At 42.4% G+C, this 21,669-nt stretch carries 18 protein-coding genes; 10 read left to right on the forward strand and 8 right to left on the reverse strand.

The window, feature by feature from the left end:
* Positions 1-21: 21 nt before the first annotated feature.
* The 3 genes from ACOOE0_RS12825 to ACOOE0_RS12835 all read right to left on the reverse strand — a co-directional run bounded on the left by ACOOE0_RS12825 (position 22) and on the right by ACOOE0_RS12835 (position 2,965).
* Positions 22-1,137, reverse strand: a complete 1,116-nt coding sequence (locus ACOOE0_RS12825) for a THUMP-like domain-containing protein (protein ID WP_420399300.1) — start codon at positions 1,135-1,137, stop codon at positions 22-24.
* 73 nt (positions 1,138-1,210) lie between these two features.
* Positions 1,211-2,311 carry an AI-2E family transporter gene (locus ACOOE0_RS12830; protein WP_420399301.1) on the reverse strand — a complete coding sequence of 367 codons (1,101 nt, stop codon included), beginning with the start codon at positions 2,309-2,311 and terminating at the stop codon, positions 1,211-1,213.
* A gap of 3 nt (positions 2,312-2,314) precedes the next feature.
* Positions 2,315-2,965: a DUF4159 domain-containing protein gene (locus ACOOE0_RS12835; RefSeq protein ID WP_420399302.1), complete on the reverse strand. Its 651-nt coding sequence runs from the start codon at positions 2,963-2,965 to the stop codon at positions 2,315-2,317.
* 39 nt (positions 2,966-3,004) lie between these two features.
* Between ACOOE0_RS12835 and ACOOE0_RS12840 the strand changes: the two genes are divergently transcribed.
* Positions 3,005-3,787 carry a DUF1223 domain-containing protein gene (locus ACOOE0_RS12840; protein ID WP_420399303.1) on the forward strand — a complete coding sequence of 261 codons (783 nt, stop codon included), beginning with the start codon at positions 3,005-3,007 and terminating at the stop codon, positions 3,785-3,787.
* Here ACOOE0_RS12840 and ACOOE0_RS12845 read toward each other — a convergent pair.
* The 3 genes from ACOOE0_RS12845 to tsaD form a co-directional block, all read right to left on the reverse strand.
* Complete coding sequence (locus tag ACOOE0_RS12845; RefSeq protein WP_420399304.1) at positions 3,784-4,488, reverse strand: 16S rRNA (uracil(1498)-N(3))-methyltransferase; 705 nt, start codon at positions 4,486-4,488, stop codon at positions 3,784-3,786. The two genes, ACOOE0_RS12840 and ACOOE0_RS12845, sit on opposite strands and share 4 nt — an antisense overlap.
* Positions 4,489-4,491: 3 nt before the next feature.
* On the reverse strand, positions 4,492-4,818 hold the full coding sequence (locus tag ACOOE0_RS12850; protein ID WP_420399305.1) for a TfoX/Sxy family protein: 327 nt from the start codon (positions 4,816-4,818) through the stop codon (positions 4,492-4,494).
* Between the two features lie 130 nt (positions 4,819-4,948).
* Positions 4,949-5,977, reverse strand: a complete 1,029-nt coding sequence (tsaD, locus tag ACOOE0_RS12855; protein ID WP_420399306.1) for a tRNA (adenosine(37)-N6)-threonylcarbamoyltransferase complex transferase subunit TsaD — start codon at positions 5,975-5,977, stop codon at positions 4,949-4,951.
* Between the two features lie 102 nt (positions 5,978-6,079).
* On the opposite strand from tsaD, the gene ACOOE0_RS12860 reads away from it, so the two are divergent.
* The 4 genes from ACOOE0_RS12860 (at position 6,080) to ACOOE0_RS12875 (ending at position 13,567) form a co-directional block, all read left to right on the forward strand.
* A complete protein-coding gene (locus ACOOE0_RS12860; protein WP_420402228.1) occupies positions 6,080-10,507 on the forward strand; it encodes a translocation/assembly module TamB domain-containing protein in 4,428 nt (1,475 codons plus the stop codon).
* A 129-nt stretch (positions 10,508-10,636) separates the two neighbouring features.
* Positions 10,637-11,623 (forward strand): 6-phosphofructokinase, encoded by a 987-nt coding sequence (gene pfkA / locus ACOOE0_RS12865; protein ID WP_420399307.1) that lies wholly within the window; start codon positions 10,637-10,639, stop codon positions 11,621-11,623.
* A gap of 21 nt (positions 11,624-11,644) precedes the next feature.
* On the forward strand, positions 11,645-12,646 hold the full coding sequence (gene gap, locus ACOOE0_RS12870) for a type I glyceraldehyde-3-phosphate dehydrogenase (protein ID WP_420399308.1): 1,002 nt from the start codon (positions 11,645-11,647) through the stop codon (positions 12,644-12,646).
* A gap of 69 nt (positions 12,647-12,715) precedes the next feature.
* Positions 12,716-13,567, forward strand: coding sequence for an N-acetylglucosamine kinase (locus tag ACOOE0_RS12875; RefSeq protein WP_420399309.1), 852 nt, complete (start codon positions 12,716-12,718; stop codon positions 13,565-13,567).
* Here the strand turns inward: ACOOE0_RS12875 and ACOOE0_RS12880 are convergent.
* Both ACOOE0_RS12880 and ACOOE0_RS12885 read right to left on the reverse strand, forming a co-directional pair.
* Complete coding sequence (locus tag ACOOE0_RS12880) at positions 13,560-13,940, reverse strand: RidA family protein (protein ID WP_420399310.1); 381 nt, start codon at positions 13,938-13,940, stop codon at positions 13,560-13,562. The genes ACOOE0_RS12875 and ACOOE0_RS12880 overlap by 8 nt on opposite strands.
* A gap of 44 nt (positions 13,941-13,984) precedes the next feature.
* Positions 13,985-16,549, reverse strand: a complete 2,565-nt coding sequence (locus ACOOE0_RS12885; RefSeq protein ID WP_420399311.1) for a putative LPS assembly protein LptD — start codon at positions 16,547-16,549, stop codon at positions 13,985-13,987.
* A 262-nt stretch (positions 16,550-16,811) separates the two neighbouring features.
* Between ACOOE0_RS12885 and ACOOE0_RS12890 the strand changes: the two genes are divergently transcribed.
* The 5 genes from ACOOE0_RS12890 to ACOOE0_RS12910 all read left to right on the forward strand — a co-directional run bounded on the left by ACOOE0_RS12890 (position 16,812) and on the right by ACOOE0_RS12910 (position 21,660).
* Positions 16,812-18,017: an N-acetylmuramoyl-L-alanine amidase family protein gene (locus tag ACOOE0_RS12890; RefSeq protein ID WP_420399312.1), complete on the forward strand. Its 1,206-nt coding sequence runs from the start codon at positions 16,812-16,814 to the stop codon at positions 18,015-18,017.
* A gap of 71 nt (positions 18,018-18,088) precedes the next feature.
* A complete protein-coding gene (locus ACOOE0_RS12895; RefSeq protein ID WP_420399313.1) occupies positions 18,089-19,054 on the forward strand; it encodes an MlaD family protein in 966 nt (321 codons plus the stop codon).
* 3 nt (positions 19,055-19,057) lie between these two features.
* Complete coding sequence (locus ACOOE0_RS12900) at positions 19,058-20,380, forward strand: 4Fe-4S dicluster domain-containing protein (protein WP_420399314.1); 1,323 nt, start codon at positions 19,058-19,060, stop codon at positions 20,378-20,380.
* A 10-nt stretch (positions 20,381-20,390) separates the two neighbouring features.
* Positions 20,391-21,176 (forward strand): (Fe-S)-binding protein, encoded by a 786-nt coding sequence (locus ACOOE0_RS12905; protein WP_420399315.1) that lies wholly within the window; start codon positions 20,391-20,393, stop codon positions 21,174-21,176.
* A gap of 1 nt (position 21,177) precedes the next feature.
* Entirely contained in the window at positions 21,178-21,660 is a 483-nt protein-coding gene (locus ACOOE0_RS12910) for an ABC transporter ATPase (protein ID WP_420399316.1), read from the forward strand.
* The last annotated feature ends 9 nt before the right edge of the window (positions 21,661-21,669 follow it).

The raw sequence follows: 21,669 nt of genomic DNA on the forward strand, positions 1-21,669 counted from the left end.
CTTACCCCTTTTAAACTGTTATCAATTACACTTTTGTGATACGATAACAATTCGCTTGTTGTCCTTATCCGTGGTAAAGAACAGATAAGTTTCCCCGCCATCCTTGATCTTGTGCTTTTTACGCAGCTCGGAAACGGAGAGGGGAAAGTTGCGGGTACTTACGTTGGCTTTGGAGTTTGATAAGGATTTCATTCCATTTTTGGAATAGGGTAGGACTTCTACAATTTTAAAAGCTCTACCCGGAAAATTCAAGCGATTTTCCGAAGTGTACAAATGGGAATGCTGATGCAGTTTCCCAACCTCAAAGGACTTGCCAATGGATTTGAATCCGCCAGATTTTAAAATGGCCGCATTGGGTTCATAAAGATAGTTTTTGGGTATTCCCAATTGAACGTTTATCCGTTGTTCGTCCTGTAGGTCAAAATCGAAACAATCTTGTTGGTCTTGAAATAGGTTGACTGTTTTAATCCTGACTTCTTCAGCATAACCTTGTTCCAAAATGTATAGAAGTTCCTTTACTTCATTTTGAACCGCAACCACGTGAATCTCTTTTACGAATTTGAGTTCTTGGATGCCCTGTTTTATATCCAAAAGGGGAGAGGTTTTGATCAAGATTCGGGATGCTTTTTCAAAAAGCAACGGAAGATGTTTTGGTAAATTGGGCAAACAATCCTCAAGTAAAAACACCTTTCCTTTTTTATCATTCCTTCTGGAGGGGTCTACAAAGATCCAATCAAAAGTATGTTCGGTTGTTTTCAAAAAATCCAATCCATCACTAGGAATGCAGGTGATGTTTTTTCTATCCAAAACCATGAAATTATGATCCGCAATTTGGCTCAAATCCGTGTTCATTTCGCAATGAAAAATCGCCTCAAATTGGAATGAAAAAAAGTAGCTGTCCACGCCAAATCCTCCAGTAAGATCCAACAGTTTTTTTCCTTGGATCAAACTTGCTTTGTAACCTGCGGTCTGCTCTGAACTTGTTTGTTCAATATGCAGTTTGGGAGGGTAGTAAATGGTTGGTGTTTGGAACCAGGTTGGTAGTTTTTCACCACACTTTTTTTTGGATTCAAGCTGTATCACAAGCTCTTTTTGTGAAATGCCCTCAAAAAGCGGTTTCTTAAGCAAAACTGACATGATGTCAGTATTCCAATTATTTTCTATAAAGTTTTGAACACCAGTATTTAATATCAATTTATTCAAACTGATACTATAAGTTTTTTGTTAGCTTTTTCACGACCTCGTTTTCCGCTAAAAACTCCTTCAAAATCACCTTAATTGCCGTATATCCCGGTACGGCAACTACCATTCCAACGACTCCAAAAAGCAAGCCTGCAATGATGATCACCAAGAAGATTTCCAAGGGATGGGACTTCACGCTTGTGGAAAAAATAAAGGGCTGGGAAAAGAAATTATCGATCAATTGACCGATTACCAAACCAATCAAAACATACATGGCTTTGGGGAGAATTACAGTGCTGAAATCCGCACCCAAAAAACTGGTCATGGTCAGGGTGAGCATGATGGCTCCGCCAATGATCGGACCTATGTACGGAATGATGTTGAAAAGAGCACAAAGGAATGCAATCACGATGGCATTTTCCACCCCCACAATTAAAAGGGCTATGGTATAAATTACAAAGAGGATGAACAATTGCAACAGGATTCCCGCGAAGTATCTGGACAACAAATTATTGATTTTGTCAACAGACTTTACCAAGTTGTTTTCCTTGTCATCGGGGACAAAAGTGAGCATCCCGTTTTGAAAAAGTTTACTGTCCTTCAAAAAGAAAAAAGAGATGAACAGCACCGAGAAAAGACCAATGCTAAAACTGCTCAAGGCATTCATGAAGGAGTTAAGAAAGTTGGGAATAAAGCCAAGATCTAATCCTTCCAGAACATTCTTCTCCAAATCAGAGTCCTCTATCAAATGGCTTACACTGTCGGTAGTTGCCCCAAAATATTCCAGAATCTGAAGGTATAGGGTATTGACGTCTGCTTTTAACGAATCAATATCCAATAGGGAAAGATTTCTACTCTGCTCGTTGATCAATGGGATAAACAACGCCAGAATGCCCAAAAAAATAGCCAACATAAATACCATGGTTGCAATCACGGCCAGGGTATTTGGGAATTTGAGTTTTCTTCTGAGGAACAGAACAATGGGTCTTCCCAACAAGGCAATAACTGCGGCTATGGCCAAGTACGCCAGAACAGACTGGATTTTATACAGCAAATAGCCAATAAGCACTACACCTACTATGATGGCTACCGCCCTTAAAATTCCGTTGGCAATGGTTTTGGATCTCATGGTTTAACTTTTAAATGCGTATTCCACAATATTGGCTCCCATCTGCAGGGCTTTCAATCTAACTTCTTCAGGATCGTTATGCACGGAAGGGTCTTCCCATCCATCCCCCAAATCACTTTCAAAAGTGAATAACAGGAGTAGGCGACCTTGGTCAAAGATTCCCAATGCCTGAGGTCTTTTGCCATCGTGCTCATGAATCTTGGGCAAGCCATTGGGGAATTTGTATTGTTGATTAAAAATGGGATGGTCCGCTCCCAATTCTTCCAATTGTTTTTCAGGAAAGACTTTTTCCAGTTGACTTACCAGATAAGGCTCCATGCCGTAGTTGTCATCCACATGAAGGAAACCGCCAGAAAGTAGGTACGTTCTTAGATTTAGCGCTTCTTCCTCAGTGAAAAAAACATTCCCGTGACCGGTCATGTGTAAATATGGATATCTAAAAATGGATATACTACCAGCCTCCACGGTTTGTGGTTCGGGATTGATTTTGGTTCCAATATTGGCATTGCAAAAAGCTATCAGATTGGGCAGTGCAGTGGGGTTGGAGTACCAATCCCCTCCACCTCCATATTTGAGTACGGCTACGTCTTGCGCATGACCTATGGTCATCACAAAAAAAGTTAAAAAGAGCAAGTGTTTCGTAAGTAGTTTCATGAACCTCCGATTAACCAATGAATCAAATGTACAGTATTCATGATTAAAAAAATCATAATTTCTTCCATGGCACTTTTTGGGATGTCTTTGGCCACCTTGTACAAGGCGGATAAGATTGAGGTTATGCCCAGTCCACCTGTGGAAGTTGAAAACGTGGCCAATGAACCCATTGTGGTCTTGGAACTGTTTACCTCCCAGGGATGTTCCAGTTGCCCACCCGCCGACCGGCTTTTGGACAAGGTGAAAAACCAATTCCCTGACGAGGTTTTTGCACTTTCGTATCATGTGGACTATTGGAATTACATTGGTTGGGAAGATCCTTTTAGTAAATCGGGATACAGCAAAAAACAAGGACAATACAATGTAAAGTTCAGAAACCGCAGCAACTATACTCCACAGCTTGTGGTTAATGGAAAGGAGCACTTTGTGGGATCCAACTCCTCAAAATTATATGCAAGGATCAACACCTATACCGCAGAAAACCCTGCAAATACAATTCAACTTAACAATGTTCAGCATACATCTTCTGAAGTAAAGTTTGATTATACTTTATCTGGGAATTTGGAAGGGAGACAAGTAAGGTTTGTTTTGGTCTTGGATGAGCGCACAACCCAAGTCAAGCGTGGAGAAAACCGAAACAGATCACTCAAGAACAGCAATATTGTGGTTGCCGAAAAGTACATCATGTCACCTGAGAGAAATGGGGGCGCTTACCTACCCATCCCAAGTTTGGTTTCCCCAACTGATAAGATTACAGTGATGGCCCTGGTGGAAACGGAGAATTTGGATATTGTCGGGGCGACCAAAAAGGCCTTACGCTAGCTATTGATCATAGCAACAGTGGTGCAAGCGACTATGGCCGCTGTCTCCGTGCGCAGCCTATTGTTCCCTAGGGAAACAGGAACAAAACCTTTTTCCAACGCCAGTTGAATCTCCGCAGTTGAAAAATCCCCTTCGGGACCAATAAGAATAGTAACATCTTTATCCGCAGCTGCCCTTCTCTTCAACTCCATTTTTTCACCGTCCTCGCAATGAGCGATAAATTTTAGCCCTTCCACTTGCTGCTCCATAAACTGTTTATATGAAATAGCTGGATTCAATTTTGGTAAAAAAGTCTGCAAGGATTGTTTCATCGCTGATTGCAGTACCCGCTCCATACGTTCTTGTTTGATGACCTTGCGTTCGGACCGTTCGCAAATAATTGGAGTAATCTTGTCCACTCCAATTTCTGTAGCTTTTTCCAAAAACCATTCGTAGCGGTCGTTCATTTTGGTAGGGGCTACGGCCAGATGCAAATGATAGCGCTTGGGAATGCTCTTCTTTTCCGATACGATCTGAGCTTTACACTTTCTGGGATCTGCAATCAAGATTTCTGCCTCAAACAGATAACCCATCCCATTGGTAATATGAAGAATGTCTCCCTCTTTCTTCCGAAGTACCTTGGCGATGTGCTTGCTTTCTTCAGCGTTAAAAAAGAATTGTTTAAAACTATTGTCCAACGAAGGATTGTAGAAGAGCTGCATAAATTACAATTTACTTTTGGCGTGTTCCAATCCCAGCTCGATCCAACCATGAAGTTGCTCCTCTGTCTTGAACCCCTCAGGGGACACAAAGATGAATTCCTTCATCGGTTTGCCTGTAAAGTCCATGGGTTTTACAAAATCTTGCTGCAACACCGCCTCCATTTTTTCGGAGATTACCCTGACCATCAAATCATCCTTAACGGGCCCTACAGTCATCTTTCCTCCATATAAAAATGCGATACCGCCAAACATTTTCTTTTCGGTAAAGGGTTCTGGAAACAATTTTACTGCTGCTCTAATGCGTTCTGCAAGTTCTTCACTATAAGCCATGGAGCTAAGTTAATAGTTAATAGTTGAAAGTTGAAAGTCCAAAGTAGAAGGTTTAATGTTGAGTTTTAAATTTTAAATGCTCAATGGATTTCTAATTCAACATTTAAAATTCATAACTTAAAATTGAACATTAGCTTCCGATTGCATATCTCGCCTTGGCCGCTACACTTTGGTCTGTGAACTGCCCTTCCAAAAATTTAAGATAACCCACAATCCCGATCATGGCGGCGTTATCCGTACAGTAGGCAAATTTTGGAATATAGGTTTTCCATCCCAGGGTTTCTTCAGCTTCCTTCAATCGAGCCCTTATACCTGAATTAGCGGCGACCCCACCTCCAATGGCAACCTGCTTTATCCCGGTTTGTTTTACAGCCAGTTTTAGTTTGTCCATCAGAATTTCCAATATGGTATGCTGAACTGAAGCACAAATGTCCTTTATGTTTTCCTGGACAAAGTCTGGATTTTTCTGTGTTTCCCGTTGCAAAAAGTAGAGAATACTAGTTTTTAACCCACTAAAACTAAAGTTGAGACCGTCCACCTTAGGTTTTGGAAAAGGATATGCCATGGAATCTCCTTCCCGAGCATATTTGTCCACCAACGGCCCTCCTGGGTAGGGCAGTCCCATGAGCTTGGCACTCTTGTCAAAGGCCTCCCCAACCGCATCATCCAAGGTTTCGCCCAAAACCATCATATCAAAATAATCATTGACTTGGACAATTTGGGTATGTCCACCGCTAATGGTCATTCCCAAAAACGGAAATTCTGGTCTTTGGGTGTCCTCATCGTCAATAAAATGGGCTAAAATATGGGCCTCCATGTGGTTGACCTCGATCAAGGGAATATCCAGTCCCAAAGCCAATGACTTGGCAAAGGAAGTGCCCACCAACAAGGATCCCATAAGTCCCGGTCCGCGGGTAAATGCTATGGCGGATAGTTGTTTTTTGTCGATATTTGCTTTGGCCAAGGCCTGATGGACCACAGGAACAATATTTTGCTGGTGTGCCCTGGAAGCCAGTTCTGGGACAACACCTCCGTATTGCCTGTGGATTTCTTGCGTTGCCACCACATTACTGAGCACCTCGGTATTGCAAAGTACGGCCGCCGAAGTATCGTCACAAGAAGATTCTATGGCAAGGATGTATTTTTTTTCTGTAGTCACGGATTTTGGAACAAAAATTGGTCGAGCAAAGGTAAAACATAAAGCCCTATCAAAAAATTAAGGAAAATACTGTTGCGCTTGGTATTGGCAATTCTGCTGATCATGGTCTTGGGCTCGTTGATTTTATCCATTCCAGCGGTTCAGACCCGGATGGCGAGATACGCTACCGAATCCCTCAACACTGAGTTTGGTACCAACATCAACATTGATCGGGTAAGTCTTTCACTTTTTAGTTTGAACACGGGTATCAAGGGTATCTACGTAGAAGATTACAAGAAAGATACTTTGGCCTACATTGAAAAACTCACCACCTCCATTCTGAATCTTAGGAACATGGCGAATGGCAAAATGGAATTTGGAGACATTGCTGTTGATGGATTGTTCTTCAACCTAAAGACGTATGAGGGTGAACGGGACACCAATCTGGATGTTTTTGTGGCAAAATTGGATGACGGACAGCCACGGGCGCCCGGTACACCACCATTTTTCATGGCTTCGGATGAAATAGAAATTGCAGACGGGAGATTCAGGTTAACCGATGAAAATGTGGAAAAACAGGTGGTCTTGGATTTTGTGGACTTGGAAGTCAAGGCCAAGGACTTTCAAATTCTTGGACCTGATGTGACCTTGGATATCGAAGAGTTGTCTTTACTGAGTAAAAGAGGAGTGCGCTTGGAAAACCTGGCAACGGAATTTACCTATACCAAGGAATATATGCGATTTGAATCGCTCAACATTCGCACTAAAGAATCAGAATTGAAGGGGCAGCTGGTTTTTGAATACGACCGTGAAGATTTTAAGGAATTCTTGGACAAAGTCAACATAAAGGCCCAGTTTACCGAGTCCACTGTATCCCTGAATGATGTCAATAGCTTCTATAACGAATTTGGAAAGGATAGGTCTGTTACATTTTCTGGTGACTTTGGCGGGGTATTGAATGCCCTGTCCGTGAACAATCTCTTTCTGGAATCAGGTCGAACGGGAATCAGGGGCGATTTTGAATTCAACAATATGTTCAGCAAGGATGCACCTTTCGTGATGCAGGCGGAGATGAAGAATTTGACCTCCAGTTACTATCAATTAAGGGCTATTTTGCCCAATATTTTGGGAAAGACCATACCTCCACCCTTGCGAAAATTGGGTCAGTTTACCATTAGAGGAGATGCTGAGGTCACAGAAACCTCCTTGGATGTTCAGGTGAATCTGAATACAGCCATAGGAAGCAGTTATGCCGACCTTCAAATGACCAACATACAGACCAATGAAAATGCATCCTATATTGGGTTTATTTCCTTGATTGATTTTGATCTGGGAAATTTTGTGGAGGAAGAGCAATTGGGCCTGACTTCCATGGACGTAAATGTGGAGGGTAAAGGCTTGATTTCCGAATACCTGAATACCGAAATCATCGGGCAGGTCTACAAGTTGGATTACAATGACTATATGTACACCAACATAAGGGTCTCCGGAATTTTGAAGGAACAGCTTTTTGATGGATCTCTGGTCAGTAACGACCAAAATGTGAAATTTACCTTTGAGGGATTGGCAGATTTTGCGGAAGATGAAAACCAATTCAACTTCATTGCCTCGGTAGATCATGCAGACCTCAAGAAAATGAATTTTATTCAGGACAGCGTGTCTGTGTTTAAGGGGGACCTTAATATGAATGTTGCAGGAAGTACTTTGGATAATATTGTTGGACAAGTGCGTTTCTCCAACACCGTATATCAGAACAAGAATGAAACCTACTACTTTGACGATTTTGCTGTCACCTCTTCTTTTGATTCAGATACCATACGAACGGTGGAAATTAATTCCCCGGACATCATTACAGGCTATGTAAAAGGGAAATTTAAGGTGGAGGAACTGGGCAGATTGGTGCAGAATTCCATCGGAAGTATTTATACCAACTATAAACCTTTTGAAATTTCAGAAGGACAACATCTCAGTTTTAATTTCAAGATCTATAATAAGATTGTGGATGTCTTTTTCCCAGAGGTGGCCTTTGACCCCAATACCTTTATTCGTGGCAATATAGTTTCTGATGAAGGGGATTTCAAGCTAACTTTTAAATCCCCCAGCATAAAGGCCTATGGAAATGAACTGGACAATATTGAGCTGAAGATAGACAATAAGAACCCGCTGTTCAATACGTTTGTTTCTGTCGCCGACATGTCCACCATTTATTATGATGTAAAGGATTTTAACCTGATCAACACCACCCTGAAGGATACCTTGTTCTTTAGAACGGAGTTCAAGGGGGGAAGAGGTTATGATGACAGTTACAAGCTCAACTTTTACCACACCTTTAATCAGCAGAACAAATCTGTTATAGGATTGAAGACATCGGATATCAACTTTAAGGGCAACACTTGGGTTTTGAACAAGGACGGGGATAATAAGAACAAGGTCATCCTGAATAAAACCCTGGACAGTATCCGTATTGAGGATGTGGTGATGGACAATAACAACAGGGAACAGATCAGGTTAAGGGGTGAGCTGGCAGATTCCACCTATAAGGACCTGGACCTACAGTTTAAAATTGTCTCCCTGAACAAAATTACCCCAACTATTGATAGCTTAAAGTTGGATGGGTCGGTTGACGGATTCCTGAATATACTTCAGAAAGATGGCAAGTATTTGCCCACTTCCAGTCTAAATGTGAGGGATTTTAGCGTGAACAATATGCGCATGGGCGACTTGGAGATAGGCATTTTTGGTAACAATGACCTCACCCAGTTTGGGGTGAATTCCTGGCTGATTGATAACGGCAAGGAAGTGATGAGCGTAAACGGGAAGGTGTTCAATCGCAATAATCAACAAGAGCTTAACCTCTTTGCCAATTTCACGGGCTTTCAATTGGAACCCTTTAGTCCATTGGGTGATGGGGTTATTTCCAACATTAGGGGAAGATTGGATGGTAATACCAGAATTGTGGGGAATTTGGACAATCCTTCCATTAATGGGATTCTCAGCTTGAATGATGCAGGCCTGGGGATACCCTATTTGAACGTGGACTACAATTTTGCACCCTATTCACGGGTCCGCCTGTTTGACCAAACCTTTTACTTTGAACAAGTAGGGGTTTCAGACGTAGTGGAGGGCACCGAGGCTACTTTGGATGGCACTATAAACCATACAGCATTTGGAGATTGGTCTTTGGATTTGGACGTGGATACCAACAATGATCGTTTCATGATTCTCAATACCGATTTTGATGAAGAGGCCCTTTACTACGGTACAGGTTTTATAAATGGAACGGGAAGTATTTATGGCTCCACGGATGCATTGACCATTGCGGTTGACGCTACAACGGCAAAAGGAACCTCATTAAAAATACCATTGAGCGACGTAACCACGGTAGGGGATTACTCCTTTATCAACTTTGTGGAAAAGGGTAGCGCGGAGGCTTTTAAGGAAGAACGGACCCTGGAAGACTATCAAGGTTTGGAAATGGCCTTTGACTTGGCTGTAACACCGGATGCTGAGGTAGAGATTGTGGTGGATCAAAACACAGGTAGCTCACTTAAGGGAACAGGGGAAGGAATTCTGTTGATTGAGATCAATACCAATGGTAAGTTCAACATGTATGGGGAATTTGTGGCGGTTACCGGAGAATACAACTTTAAGTACGGGGGAGTCATTGATAAAAAATTCCAGGTACGACCTGGAGGAACCATTCTATGGGAGCGAGATCCCTTGGAAGCACAACTGGATTTGGAAGCGGTGTACAGGCTCAATGCCAACCCAGCTCCCTTGCTGGACGGTCAGGCATACCAGTCCAGAATTCCTACCGAAGTGGTGGTGCGGTTGGACGGGGAACTGGAGAGCCCGAACATAGCTTTTGACATTGATTTTCCAGGAACTAATTCTGTGGTTCAATCCGAGCTTGAGTACAGACTCCAAGACCCAACGGTAAAGGAACGAAACGCGTTTTTCCTTTTGGCTCAAGGAACCTTTGTTGATGAGGAAGCTGGAATCAGCCAACAAGCGGTAACAGGAAACCTAATTCAGACGGCATCAGGTTTGCTCAATCAACTTCTCGGAGGGGAAAATGATAAATTTAATTTGGGGCTTTCCTATGAGCAAGGGCAGTTTAATACTGAAGCTGACATTCGGACAGAGAATAGAATTGGGGTCACCGTTTCTACCCAGATATCGGATAGGATCTTGGTGAATGGAAGAGTGGGGGTCCCTGTAGGTGGAGCCGGAGTATCGGAATCTGTTGTTGCAGGCGATGTGGAAGTGCAAGTGCTTTTGAATGAGGAGGGCACGCTGAGTGCCAAGATTTTTAATAGGGAAAATCAAATTAGGCAATGGGCTGAACGTCAAGGATATACACAAGGAGTGGGGCTATCTTATCAGGTAGATTTCAATAGTTTCAAAGAGCTGATGCAGCGAATTTTCAAGAAACAGGAAGAACAACCTGCTCCAACAACACAACCAGAGCAATCCACAGAAATTATGGGTAAGGATAGTTTGATTCGCTTTACCCCAAAAAACCGCGTTACCAAAAAGTCATTCAAATAGGGCTATTTTTTTTGATTATTCAATAAAATTTTCACGAAAACGTTTGAGAATTTTACTGAAATCAAATTAGTTAGTATGTCATTCGTAAATTAAATAAAGTTTCCTAGTTTTGGCTTTTTAAATCATTTAATGGCTTTAGAAATTAAGAAAATAGGCGTATTCACGTCGGGAGGTGATTCTCCGGGAATGAATGCCGCCATTCGTTCTGTTGTGCGAACTTGCGCATATTTGGAAATTGAATGTGTGGCGATTTACCGAGGGTATCAGGGAATGATTGAAGGTGATTTTAAAACTTTGGACGCCCGTAGTGTCAATAATATTATCAACAAGGGCGGAACTATATTGAAATCTGCTCGTTGTGAGGAGTTCCGCACCCCAGAGGGACGTAAGAAGGCCCACGATCAGTTGGTCAAGGAAGGCATTGACGCATTTGTGGTCATTGGAGGTAATGGAAGTTTTAGCGGAGCACTGATTTTTAACGAGGAGTTCAACTTTCCGGTAATGGGAATTCCTGGTACCATAGACAACGATATTTTAGGTTCTACATATACTATTGGCTTTGATACCGCTATCAACACGGTTGTGGAGGCCATTGATAAGATTCGCGATACGGCAAGTTCGCATAACCGCCTGTTCTTTGTGGAAGTAATGGGGCGTGATGTTGGACATATTGCCTTGAACGCAGGTGTTGGAGCAGGAGCGGAGGAAATTTTGATTCCTGAACAGAACTTGGGACTGGAGCGCTTGGTGGAATCCTTGAAACGAAGTAAGAAATCAGGAAAATCTTCCAGTATTGTTATTGTCGCCGAAGGGGATAGAATTGGAAAGAACGTTTTTGAGCTTAAAGAATATGTGGAGGAACATCTTCCTATATACGATGTAAGGGTTTCGGTTTTGGGACACATGCAACGAGGCGGAAATCCCACTTGTTTTGATAGGGTACTGGCCAGTAGAATGGGAGTAAAAGCTGTGGAAAGCCTCTTGGAAGGAAAATCCAACTATATGGTTGGTATACGGGACAATAACCTGATTTTGACCCCGATTGCTGAAGCAATCAAAGCACATACGGACATTGATGAAGAACTCATCCGTGTCTCCGATATAATGACTACATAATTAAAACCAAATAAAGTAAAAATGTCAAATTTGAAAATAGGAATCAACGGATTCGGGAGAATTGGAAGATTGGTCTTTAGGGCTACCGTGAAAAGGGACAACGTTGATGTTGTTGCCATTAATGATTTGTTGGATGTGGAGCATCTTGCATATTTGTTGGAGTACGATTCTGTACATGGAAGGTTCGATGGAACTGTGGAAGTAAAGGATGGAAACTTGGTTGTAAATGGAAAAACAATCAGGATTACTGCAGAAAGAGACCCAAAGAACTTGAAGTGGGATGAGGTTGGTGCCGATATCGTTGCTGAATGTACAGGGATCTTTACCACTTTGGAAACTGCCCAATACCATATTGATGGCGGTGCCAAAAAAGTGGTTATTTCTGCTCCTTCAAAGGATGCGCCCATGTTTGTGATGGGAGTGAACCACCAAGACGTGAAAGCTTCTGATAACATAGTATCCAATGCTTCCTGTACTACCAACTGTTTGGCACCTATGGCCAAAGTATTGAACGACAAGTTTGGTATTGTTGAAGGTTTGATGACAACCGTTCATGCTACCACAGCTACCCAAATGACCGTGGATGGACCTTCCAGAAAAGATTATAGAGGAGGAAGAAGTGCTTTATTGAACATTATTCCTGCATCCACTGGAGCTGCAAAAGCGGTGACCAAGGTAATTCCAGAACTAGTAGGCAAGCTTACCGGGATGGCCTTTAGGGTTCCCACTGCAGATGTTTCTGTTGTGGATTTGACCGTTAAGTTGGGGAAAGAGACCTCATACGATGAAATTAAAGCAGCTTTCAAAGAAGCATCTGAAGGTGATTTGGCCGGAATTTTGGGTTATACCGAAGAAGCAGTGGTGTCCCAGGATTTTGTTGCGGATCCGAGAACCAGCATTTTTGATGCAGGAGCAGGGATGGAATTGAACTCCTCCTTCTTTAAAGTAGTTTCTTGGTACGATAACGAATCTGGATATTCCAACAAATTGGTGGATTTGGCCGAGCACGTTGCAAGCCTATAATTTACTATCTTAATATAGAATTTCGGGAAGTGGTCACCCGCTTCCCGAAACCTAACTAAAAACCGACCTATGATATTGATTGTTGACAGTGGAGCAACCAAATCGGATTGGATTGCCTTGGATGAGAAAGGGGAGCAATTATTTATGACCCAAACCTTGGGACTCAGTCCAGAGGTGCTCACCCGTGAGGTAATCGAGGACCGATTGGCCAACAATTTTGAATTGTCCAAAAACAAGGATGTCGTAAGTCAGTTATACTTCTACGGGGCGGGCTGCGGCACCGATAGAATGAAAAACTTCCTTAAGGAAATCTTTAAAGATTTTTTCCCCAATGCAAAAGCAGAAGTTCGGGAAGATACCTTTGCAGCCATATATTCCACAACCAAGATTGGACATCAAGGAATAGTTTGTATTCTTGGGACTGGATCTAATTGTAGTTACTACGATGGACACCAACTCTTTCAAAAAGTGACCTCCCTCGGATACATTCTTATGGATGACGGTAGTGGGAATTTTTTCGGTAGAAAATTACTTCGGGATTATTATTTCCATAAAATGCCGCAAGATTTGGGCATCAAGTTTAGCAAGGAATATAACTTGGAAGCCGATGCCATTAAGGAAAACTTATACAAACAGCCCAATCCAAATACCTATTTGGCAACATTTGCCCGTTTTATCATCGAAAACAAGGAACACCCCTACTGCCGTGGTGTTATAGATAAAGGATTGCAACAGTTTGTCAACAACTACATCATGCAGTTCGAATTGGCCACCAAGGTACCCATCAACTTTGTGGGTAGCATTGCACATTTCCTCAAAGATGAATTGGCTACCGTATTGGAGCGCAACGATTTAATTTTGGGGGTAATTCGACGTAGACCTATAGAAGGCCTAATGGAGTTTCACAAAGAAACTATTTAACCGCAATCATAGAAATTTCCACATTTACAAACTTTGGAAGGTTGGCTACTTCCACGGTTTCCCTGGCTGGTGCCGTATCTGCATCAAAATAGGAGCCATACACCTCATTAATTTGGGCAAATTGGTGCATATCCTTGATAAAGATGGACGTTTTGATAACGTGCTCAAAAGTCATTCCCGCCTCTTGTAGAATGGCCTTTAAATTCTCCATGGACTGTTGGGTCTCTTTTTGAATATCCCCTTCTACCAAATTGCCCGTTTTGGGGTCAATGGGAATTTGCCCTGAAATATAAAGGGTATCCTTGATCAATACAGCCTGATTATAGGGCCCAATTGGGGCTGGGGCATGTGGAGTGTTGATTATTTTTTTCATGGAGATGTAATTTTGGTACAGCTAATGTTAACAAGTTAGCGAATTTACCTAACGCTTCTAAAAGGTTGACTTCGGTTTTCCCATTTCAAGTCACTCAAAATATTGGCCTTTATACCAATGAAAAAGTACCAGCGCTCAAAGCGTCCAAATGGCGTCCAGTCAAAGCTCAACCTAAAACTGTCCAAATCCCGTTTAAATGCAAATCGGGTATCGGCAAATCCTTTGTTCTTAATATCGTAACCAGAAGTGACACCAACCTCCCATTTTGGGGTTAGCTTCACATTTCCATTGAACATGATGGAATGGTTGGTAATTTCCTTTTGCCTATTGCTGTTATTATATGTGGCCACATAGGTAATCCGCATATCCCAAGGAATTTCATTGGCATATAATGGATTATTTACATCATCGTCGGTTTCCCGTTCATCTCGATCAAATTGGAATTCCCCATCCCTGGCTCCCTTCAACTCAAAGGGGTTGGCACTGTAATCAGGGTCTCTATCCTTGGAATCATCCTCACTTTTCTTTCCTCCTTTCTTGAACATTTCGCTGTCCAGCCTAAAACCGGTGTTCAATCGAGCCGAGGTTAATCTAAAGAGACCACCGCCATTTTTAATATTAAAGGTGTTGATACGTCGCCCATTATTATCAATGGCATAAGGATCCAAGGTGGCCGAGAAGTTGATGGGAACATTCTTGATGATTTGGGTGGCCCCACTAACGTTCACCGGACTTAACTTAAGGGAATCCGCTTCAAAATTATAATTGGTAGAGAAGCTGAGGTTGCTCAATATCTGCACCTTCCTGGGTTCCAAAACCGTGGAATCTTTATCCCGTACCTTGGCCTCCAAGGTATTCTGAATGGCAAAGCCAATGGAATTCCCACGACTTAGGGAAGGTCTACCATAAATACTGGTTTCAAAAGGAGTGTATTGCACTTCGTTATTATCACCATCCGTGTAGGTCTCATAGAATTTTTCAAAGGAGGGCGAGTAGCTATAACTTATGGAAGGTCTTATGGTATGTCTTATGGCCTGGATTTTCTTGTCTTCCCCACGGTTAAAGGTTCCGTAGAGCACGGTTCCAATACTGGCTCCCATACTATAGCGATTAAAGCGGTCAAACCCTGCGATGGTATCGGTGACCACAGTTTGTTCATCTTCATCAAACCTTCGGTTGATGGTCTCCAAGGTCCACACATCCTCATAATTTCCATTCAAGCTCACACTGAGGTATTTGGCCACTTTAAAGTTGGTTCCGATAGGGATTCGGTGTCTTGCCCCAACACGGGCATCCTCAAACATCTTACTGGTAAAAAAGTCCTCCTCCGTGGTAGTAATGCTGTTTTGTGCATTAACGTCATACTGAAAGTTGATATTTTGAAAGATTCCTTTTTTAATCCCATCACGTTTGGCCAAAGGAAAAATACGCTCCATACTCGCCTGAAATGTCGGCAAGGACATGCTTATGGCCTGGGTTCTTGAATTTTGCGAGTGCGTCAAGGTCAAACTGGTATTGACCGAAGGATAGGCCGGAAACGTCTTGGAATAACTAATGGACGAAGCAAAAGTGTTGGTCTGTGTATTGGATCTATTGATCTGATTCAGCGAGTTGGTAAAGAACTGACTGCTACCCAAGTTTACCGATGCCGAGAATCTTGAGTACGGACTAGCCTTGGGATCCTGGGTATGTTGTATTCGGATGTTGTAGTTGCTGGTTCGGCTAAAATCGTCAAATCCCTTCTGGCTTCTGATCAGGTTTTCATAACTAATATTGATGCCCCCATTGAACTTATACCTTTTACGATAACGGGTTGCCGATCGGAAACCATAACTGCCGTTGGTATAATAATCCCCAGTAATGGCAATGTCCGCAACATCGCCAATGGGGATGTAATACCCTCCGTTTTGAATAAAATACCCCCGCTGCGGGTCATTTCCAAATGTTGGAAAAATAAGCCCCCCTTCCCGTCCCTGGCTTAGTGGGAAATACGCAAAAGGCAACGCTATCGGGGTTGGGACGTCAACAATGTAAAGATTACTGTACCCAGCTATGATCTTCTGTTTGGGTACAAACTTGGCTTTTCGAATTCTGATGTAGTAGTCAGGATCAACCGTATCCTTGGACGTGGTCAATTTTCCTTCACTTAAGAAGTAAACGGAATCGTTTTCCTTTTTGGTCACTTCCGCATAGACCTTCATGGCATCACTCCCCAGTTTTCCCAGACCAGCTTGCTGTTCGGAGCGGGAATTCCAGATAAGGGCCTTTTGTGTGTCAAAATTAAAACGAATGGAATCGGGTCTTACTTCATTGGTTCCTTGTTTAAAAAAGGGCAACTGGGAATAGGTACCTGTGGAGTCTTTTAAGCGTCCGGCATACACTTCGTTTTTAACATAGTCCATTACAATGACCCCGGCCTTTAATTCAGTGTCTTGATAATAAATCTCGGCCTCGTCGTACAAGTAAATTTTATTGTCTTTTTGGCTTAACTTCACATAATCCTTGGCCTTATACTTGATTTTATCCAGCAAAAGCGGTTTTTTGCCTCTTACCGTGTCCGTAGCAATGGAATCAGTGGAAATGGAGTCATTAAGAATGTTGGCAGGCATTAATGGCGCTGTTATACTATCCTGCAATGGCTTAATGGGCAAAGGGATAATGGGATCTTCCTGAGCTCTTAGGATTAGTAAGTTACCGAGAAGAACAAATAGGAGAACTAGAAAATGTTTATTTGATTGCAACGCTATAAATCCTATTTTTGTGCTAGTTTGGCTCAGTTTTTGGGATCAAACTTACATATATTTTTTGTTCTGTTGATTGGGGATTACAATATTTTTAACCTTAGCGGAACACCTTTATTGTACAGTTCTTATGAATAAAAGTTGGTCATCTTTTCTTATAGTCCTTTTAATTGTTCTCCCCCTGACTTCGTTCACCAATAATGATACCGAAGTCCCTCCTAAAGATAAGTTTGTGGTTGTTTTGGATGCTGGTCACGGTGGACATGATCCAGGCAATTTGGGCAATGGCTACCTCGAAAAGAACATTGCGTTGGGGATTGTGCTCAAAGCAGGAGCGGAGTTGGAAAAGCATCCGGATATTAAGGTGGTGTATACCCGAAAGGATGACAGTTTTGTGGATCTTTTTGTTCGCGGGGAAGTAGCCAATCAGGCCAATGCAGACCTATTTGTGTCCGTGCATTGTGATTCCCATAATTCCGATGCCTATGGAGCTGGGACTTTCGTTCTTGGTCTCCACGCCAATCGTCAAAATTTTGAAGTGGCCAAAAAGGAAAACTCCGTGATTTATTTAGAGGACAACTATGAGCAACGTTATGCCGAATATGATATCAATTCTCCAGAGTCAGTAATTGGATTGACCATTATGCAAGAGGAGTTTTTGGAGCAAAGCATTATGTTGGGTAAGAAATTACAGGATAACTTCACCAAAAGATTGAAGCGCAAGGACCGTAAGGTAAAACAAGCAGGATTCATTGTATTGCACCAAACTTTTATGCCCAGTGTACTGGTGGAAGCAGGATTCCTAACCAATAAAAGTGAGGGAGGGTACCTAAATTCGTCCAAAGGCCAAGCAGAAATGGGAAAGGCCATAGCTGATGCCATTTTGGGCTACAAGAATGACATATCAACTGTGACGGATACCTCATCCACCCCAGTGGTCATAGAAGATTCATCAGGAGCTGTGCATATGACCAAACAGGACGAAGGACAGTCCAAACAAGAAGTTGTTGGCACAAATACAAATACTTCAAAGGAAAAAGAAACGGTCACGGTTATAAAGGAGGAAATAAAAACAGCGCCCAAAAGTGAGGTTATTTTCAAAGTGCAATTGATGGCCAGCGCTAAAAATATAGCCCTAAATGCGGCGAACTTTAGAGGATTGGATAAACTCTCCAGGGAGCCTTACAAAAACCTATTTCGCTATATGTATGGCAATGCTACCTCCTATGATCAAGCCAAGGCGCTCAAATCCCAAGCGGACGCCAAAGGATATACCACATCCTACATTGTGGCTTACAAAAATGGGGTTAGGGTCCCTATTAAGACCGTGTTATAAGAGGTGATTAAAACCGTGGTTGCTTTGTCAAAATTATTCCTAATTTTGTTTAGAACCGTAAACCGTACCTTGTGAAGCTATCCAGGGAAATTAAAACTGGGATTATCGTACTTACTGGAATCCTGGCATTCATTTTTGGCCTTAGTTATCTTAAATCCTCCTCCTTATTTGAAGACAGCAAAACCCTTTATGCCATCTACGATCATGTGGGAGGCTTGCAACCCGGCACCCAGGTAACCATTAATGGCTTGGCGGTTGGCAATGTGAACAGCATCAAATTCAAAGACGGATCGGGTAAATTATTGGTCACTTTTTCCATCAATAATGATTTTGAGTTTTCCAAAAACAGCAAAGCTGAGCTATATGATACGGGAATCATAGGGGGTAAAGGCATTCAAATCAACCCTGTGTTTGATGGAGCACCCAGCGCCAGGTCTGGGGATACCTTAATTACCAACACCAAACCTGGATTAACCGAACTGGTTCAGCAAAAATTGACCCCCTTACAAATGAAGGTCGAGGGAGCCGTGTCTCATGCTGACACCCTATTGATGAATGTAAATAAGGTGCTTGATGACCAAACCCGAAAGGAATTAAGACAGAGCATTGCAGGCCTTAATGAGCTTATTGCATCGTTTAAAGTAAGCGCGGATAAGTTCAGTATCTTATTGGAGAACAACAAGGAACAACTGGACAATTCCTTGAAGAATGTGGACAAAATAACGACCAACTTCTCCAAACTCTCAGATTCCTTGGCCAACGCAGGATTGGCAGGAACGGTATCCAATTTTAAGACCACCGTTGAAAAATTGAACGCCGTTCTGGAAAAGATAGAGAAAGGGGAGGGGTCATTGGGCAAATTGGCCCAAGATGACAAATTATATGACAACTTAGCGGCCGCTTCCAGGGAACTCGATTTATTGCTACAGGATTTCCGATTGAATCCAAAGCGTTATGTCAATGTTTCGGTATTTGGTAAAAAACAGAAGGATTACGAACTTCCGGAAAACGATCCCGCAGCTCAAAAACAGGAATAATAGATGGAGTACTTACCCAATATTTTATTCACCCTAGCCCTGATTTTTGGAATCGGATTTTTCATCAAAAATGTAAAAAAACTAACCAGGAATATCAACTTGGGAAAGGATGTGGATGTAAGTGACCACAAGCCCCAACGTTGGAAAAACATGCTTCGCATTGCCTTGGGTCAAACCAAAATGGTGGTCAGACCTATTGCTGGACTCTTACATATTATTGTGTATGCAGGTTTCTTGATCATCAACATTGAAGTGCTTGAAATTATCTTGGATGGCATCTTGGGAACCCATCGCATATTTGCGCCAATGGGAGCTGTTTATGACTTCTTGATTGGTTCTTTTGAGATATTGGCAGTTTTGGTCATTGTTTCGGTAGTAATTTTTTGGATTCGAAGAAATACGATCAAACTACAGCGTTTTATCAAGCCGGAAATGGAAGGTTGGCCGAAAAAGGATGGAAATATGATCCTATATATAGAAACGGTGCTTATGTGCCTGTTCCTTACCATGAATGCGGCCGATTTTCAATTGCAGCAGCTGGATGCTCCACATTATGTCAAGGCGGGAGCTTTTCCAGTTAGTCAATATATAGCTGGCCTATTCCAGGATTTTTCCATTTCCAATTTGATTTTGATTGAACGCAGTGCCTGGTGGATTCATATTTTGGGCATTCTAGCATTTTTAAATTACCTCTATTACTCCAAGCACCTCCATATTATTTTGGCCTTTCCCAATACGTTCTATGGAAAGTTGAAGCCACAAGGGCAATTCAACAATTTAGAGGCAGTGACCAACGAGGTCAAGTTGATGATGGATCCATCGGCGGATCCTTATGCTGCTCCTGCAGATGATGCCCCCGAACCCGAGAAATTTGGAGCTTCGGACGTTATGGATTTGAGTTGGGTGCAGTTGATGAATGCGTATACCTGCACGGAATGTGGTAGATGTACCTCGGAATGTCCGGCCAACCAAACCGGAAAAAAGCTTTCACCCAGAAAGATTATGATGGATACCCGTGACCGATTGGAGGAAGTGGGCAAAATTATGGATGCCAATAAAGGCGAGTTTGTTTCGGATGGAAAGCAATTATTGGATGACTATATTACCAAAGAGGAACTCTGGGCCTGTACCACATGCAATGCCTGTGTGGAGGCCTGTCCCGTTAGCATAGATCCACTTTCGATAATTGTAGAGATGAGAAGGTATTTGGTCATGGAGCAGTCCGCTGCGCCAACAGAATTGAACAATATGATGTCCAATATTGAAAACAACGGGGCGCCTTGGCCTTACAATCAAATGGACCGATTGAACTGGGTAAACGAATAAATGAAGTCCTATGAGTGAAGCACTTACGGTGAAGACCATGGAAGAGTTTATGGCTGAAGGCAAACAGCCCGAAATATTGTTTTGGGTGGGTTCTGCTGGCAGTTATGATGATAGGGCCAAAAAGATTTCCAGGGCTTTTGTGAAAATATTGAACAAAGTCAATGTGGACTTTGCAGTTTTGGGGCCCGAGGAAAGTTGTACTGGGGATGTGGCCAAGCGTGCCGGTAACGAATTTCTGTTCCAAATGCAGGCCATGATGAATATTGAAATTTTAAATGGTTACGAAATAAAGCGAATTGTAACCTGTGACCCCCATTCCTTCAATACCCTTAAGAATGAGTACCCTGGTCTAGGAGGGAACTATGAAGTTGTCCATCATACACAATATATCAAGGAATTATTAGATGATGGACGTCTGTCCTTGAAAGGCCAAGTCTATAAAGAAAAACGCATCACCTTTCACGACCCTTGCTATTTGGGACGGGCCAACTCGGTCTATGAAGCGCCAAGGGAGGTGCTCAAGAAAACCAATGCGGATATAGTGGAAATGAAACGCCATAAGAAAACTGCACTGTGTTGCGGAGCCGGTGGGGCGCAGATGTTCAAGGAGCCGGAAAAAGGGGATATGGACATTAATGTAATGCGAACCAAGGACGCCTTGGAAACCAAGCCGCATATCATTGCCACGGGCTGCCCGTATTGCAATACCATGATGACTGACGGAATTAAGGCACATGAAAAGGAAGACAGCGTTACTGTTTTGGATGTAGCCGAACTTATTGCAAATTCTATTTAACATGCTAATTGACTTTGAATCCCTTGCGGATAATTCAAGAATATGGATTTATCAGTCCAACCGAAGCTTTACAGAGGATGAACTGAAGGAAATTGAAGCTGGACTATCCAGTTTCTTACAGGAATGGACTGCTCATGGAAGCGATTTACAAGCAGGCTTCGAGATACGATATAAGCGTTTCATTATTATCGGATTGGATCAGTCCCAATCAAGTGCTTCAGGCTGTTCTATTGATGCCTCCGTCCATTTTATACAAAGTTTGGAGCAAAAATATGGTGTGGAACTCATGGATCGAATGAATGTCTCTTTCAAGCAAGGGGAGTTCATTGCGTATAAGTCTTTGAAAGACTTCAAAAAAATGGCAAAAGCAAAGTCCATTTCCAAGAACACCATTGTTTTTAACAACCTTGTAGCCAACAAATTGGAGTATCTGGAACATTGGGAAGTTCCTGCCGAAGAAAGCTGGCATTCCCGTTTTTTATAGAGGATATCT

The organism is Flagellimonas sp. (assembly GCF_965215805.1).
GTDB lineage: Bacteria > Bacteroidota > Bacteroidia > Flavobacteriales > Flavobacteriaceae > Flagellimonas.

Excerpts from the sequence above, each read along its gene's own strand:
- ACOOE0_RS12825 (WP_420399300.1), bottom strand. The coding sequence starts at position 1,137 with ATGTCAGTTTTGCTTAAGAAACCGCTTTTTGAGGGCATTTCACAAAAA.
- ACOOE0_RS12830 (WP_420399301.1), bottom strand. The coding sequence starts at position 2,311 with ATGAGATCCAAAACCATTGCCAACGGAATTTTAAGGGCGGTAGCCATC.
- ACOOE0_RS12835 (WP_420399302.1), bottom strand. The coding sequence starts at position 2,965 with ATGAAACTACTTACGAAACACTTGCTCTTTTTAACTTTTTTTGTGATG.
- ACOOE0_RS12840 (WP_420399303.1), top strand. The coding sequence starts at position 3,005 with ATGATTAAAAAAATCATAATTTCTTCCATGGCACTTTTTGGGATGTCT.
- ACOOE0_RS12845 (WP_420399304.1), bottom strand. The coding sequence starts at position 4,488 with ATGCAGCTCTTCTACAATCCTTCGTTGGACAATAGTTTTAAACAATTC.
- ACOOE0_RS12850 (WP_420399305.1), bottom strand. The coding sequence starts at position 4,818 with ATGGCTTATAGTGAAGAACTTGCAGAACGCATTAGAGCAGCAGTAAAA.
- ACOOE0_RS12860 (WP_420402228.1), top strand. The coding sequence starts at position 6,080 with ATGGTCTTGGGCTCGTTGATTTTATCCATTCCAGCGGTTCAGACCCGG.
- pfkA (WP_420399307.1), top strand. The coding sequence starts at position 10,637 with ATGGCTTTAGAAATTAAGAAAATAGGCGTATTCACGTCGGGAGGTGAT.
- gap (WP_420399308.1), top strand. The coding sequence starts at position 11,645 with ATGTCAAATTTGAAAATAGGAATCAACGGATTCGGGAGAATTGGAAGA.
- ACOOE0_RS12875 (WP_420399309.1), top strand. The coding sequence starts at position 12,716 with ATGATATTGATTGTTGACAGTGGAGCAACCAAATCGGATTGGATTGCC.
- ACOOE0_RS12880 (WP_420399310.1), bottom strand. The coding sequence starts at position 13,940 with ATGAAAAAAATAATCAACACTCCACATGCCCCAGCCCCAATTGGGCCC.
- ACOOE0_RS12885 (WP_420399311.1), bottom strand. The coding sequence starts at position 16,549 with ATGCCTGCCAACATTCTTAATGACTCCATTTCCACTGATTCCATTGCT.
- ACOOE0_RS12890 (WP_420399312.1), top strand. The coding sequence starts at position 16,812 with ATGAATAAAAGTTGGTCATCTTTTCTTATAGTCCTTTTAATTGTTCTC.
- ACOOE0_RS12900 (WP_420399314.1), top strand. The coding sequence starts at position 19,058 with ATGGAGTACTTACCCAATATTTTATTCACCCTAGCCCTGATTTTTGGA.
- ACOOE0_RS12905 (WP_420399315.1), top strand. The coding sequence starts at position 20,391 with ATGAGTGAAGCACTTACGGTGAAGACCATGGAAGAGTTTATGGCTGAA.
- ACOOE0_RS12910 (WP_420399316.1), top strand. The coding sequence starts at position 21,178 with ATGCTAATTGACTTTGAATCCCTTGCGGATAATTCAAGAATATGGATT.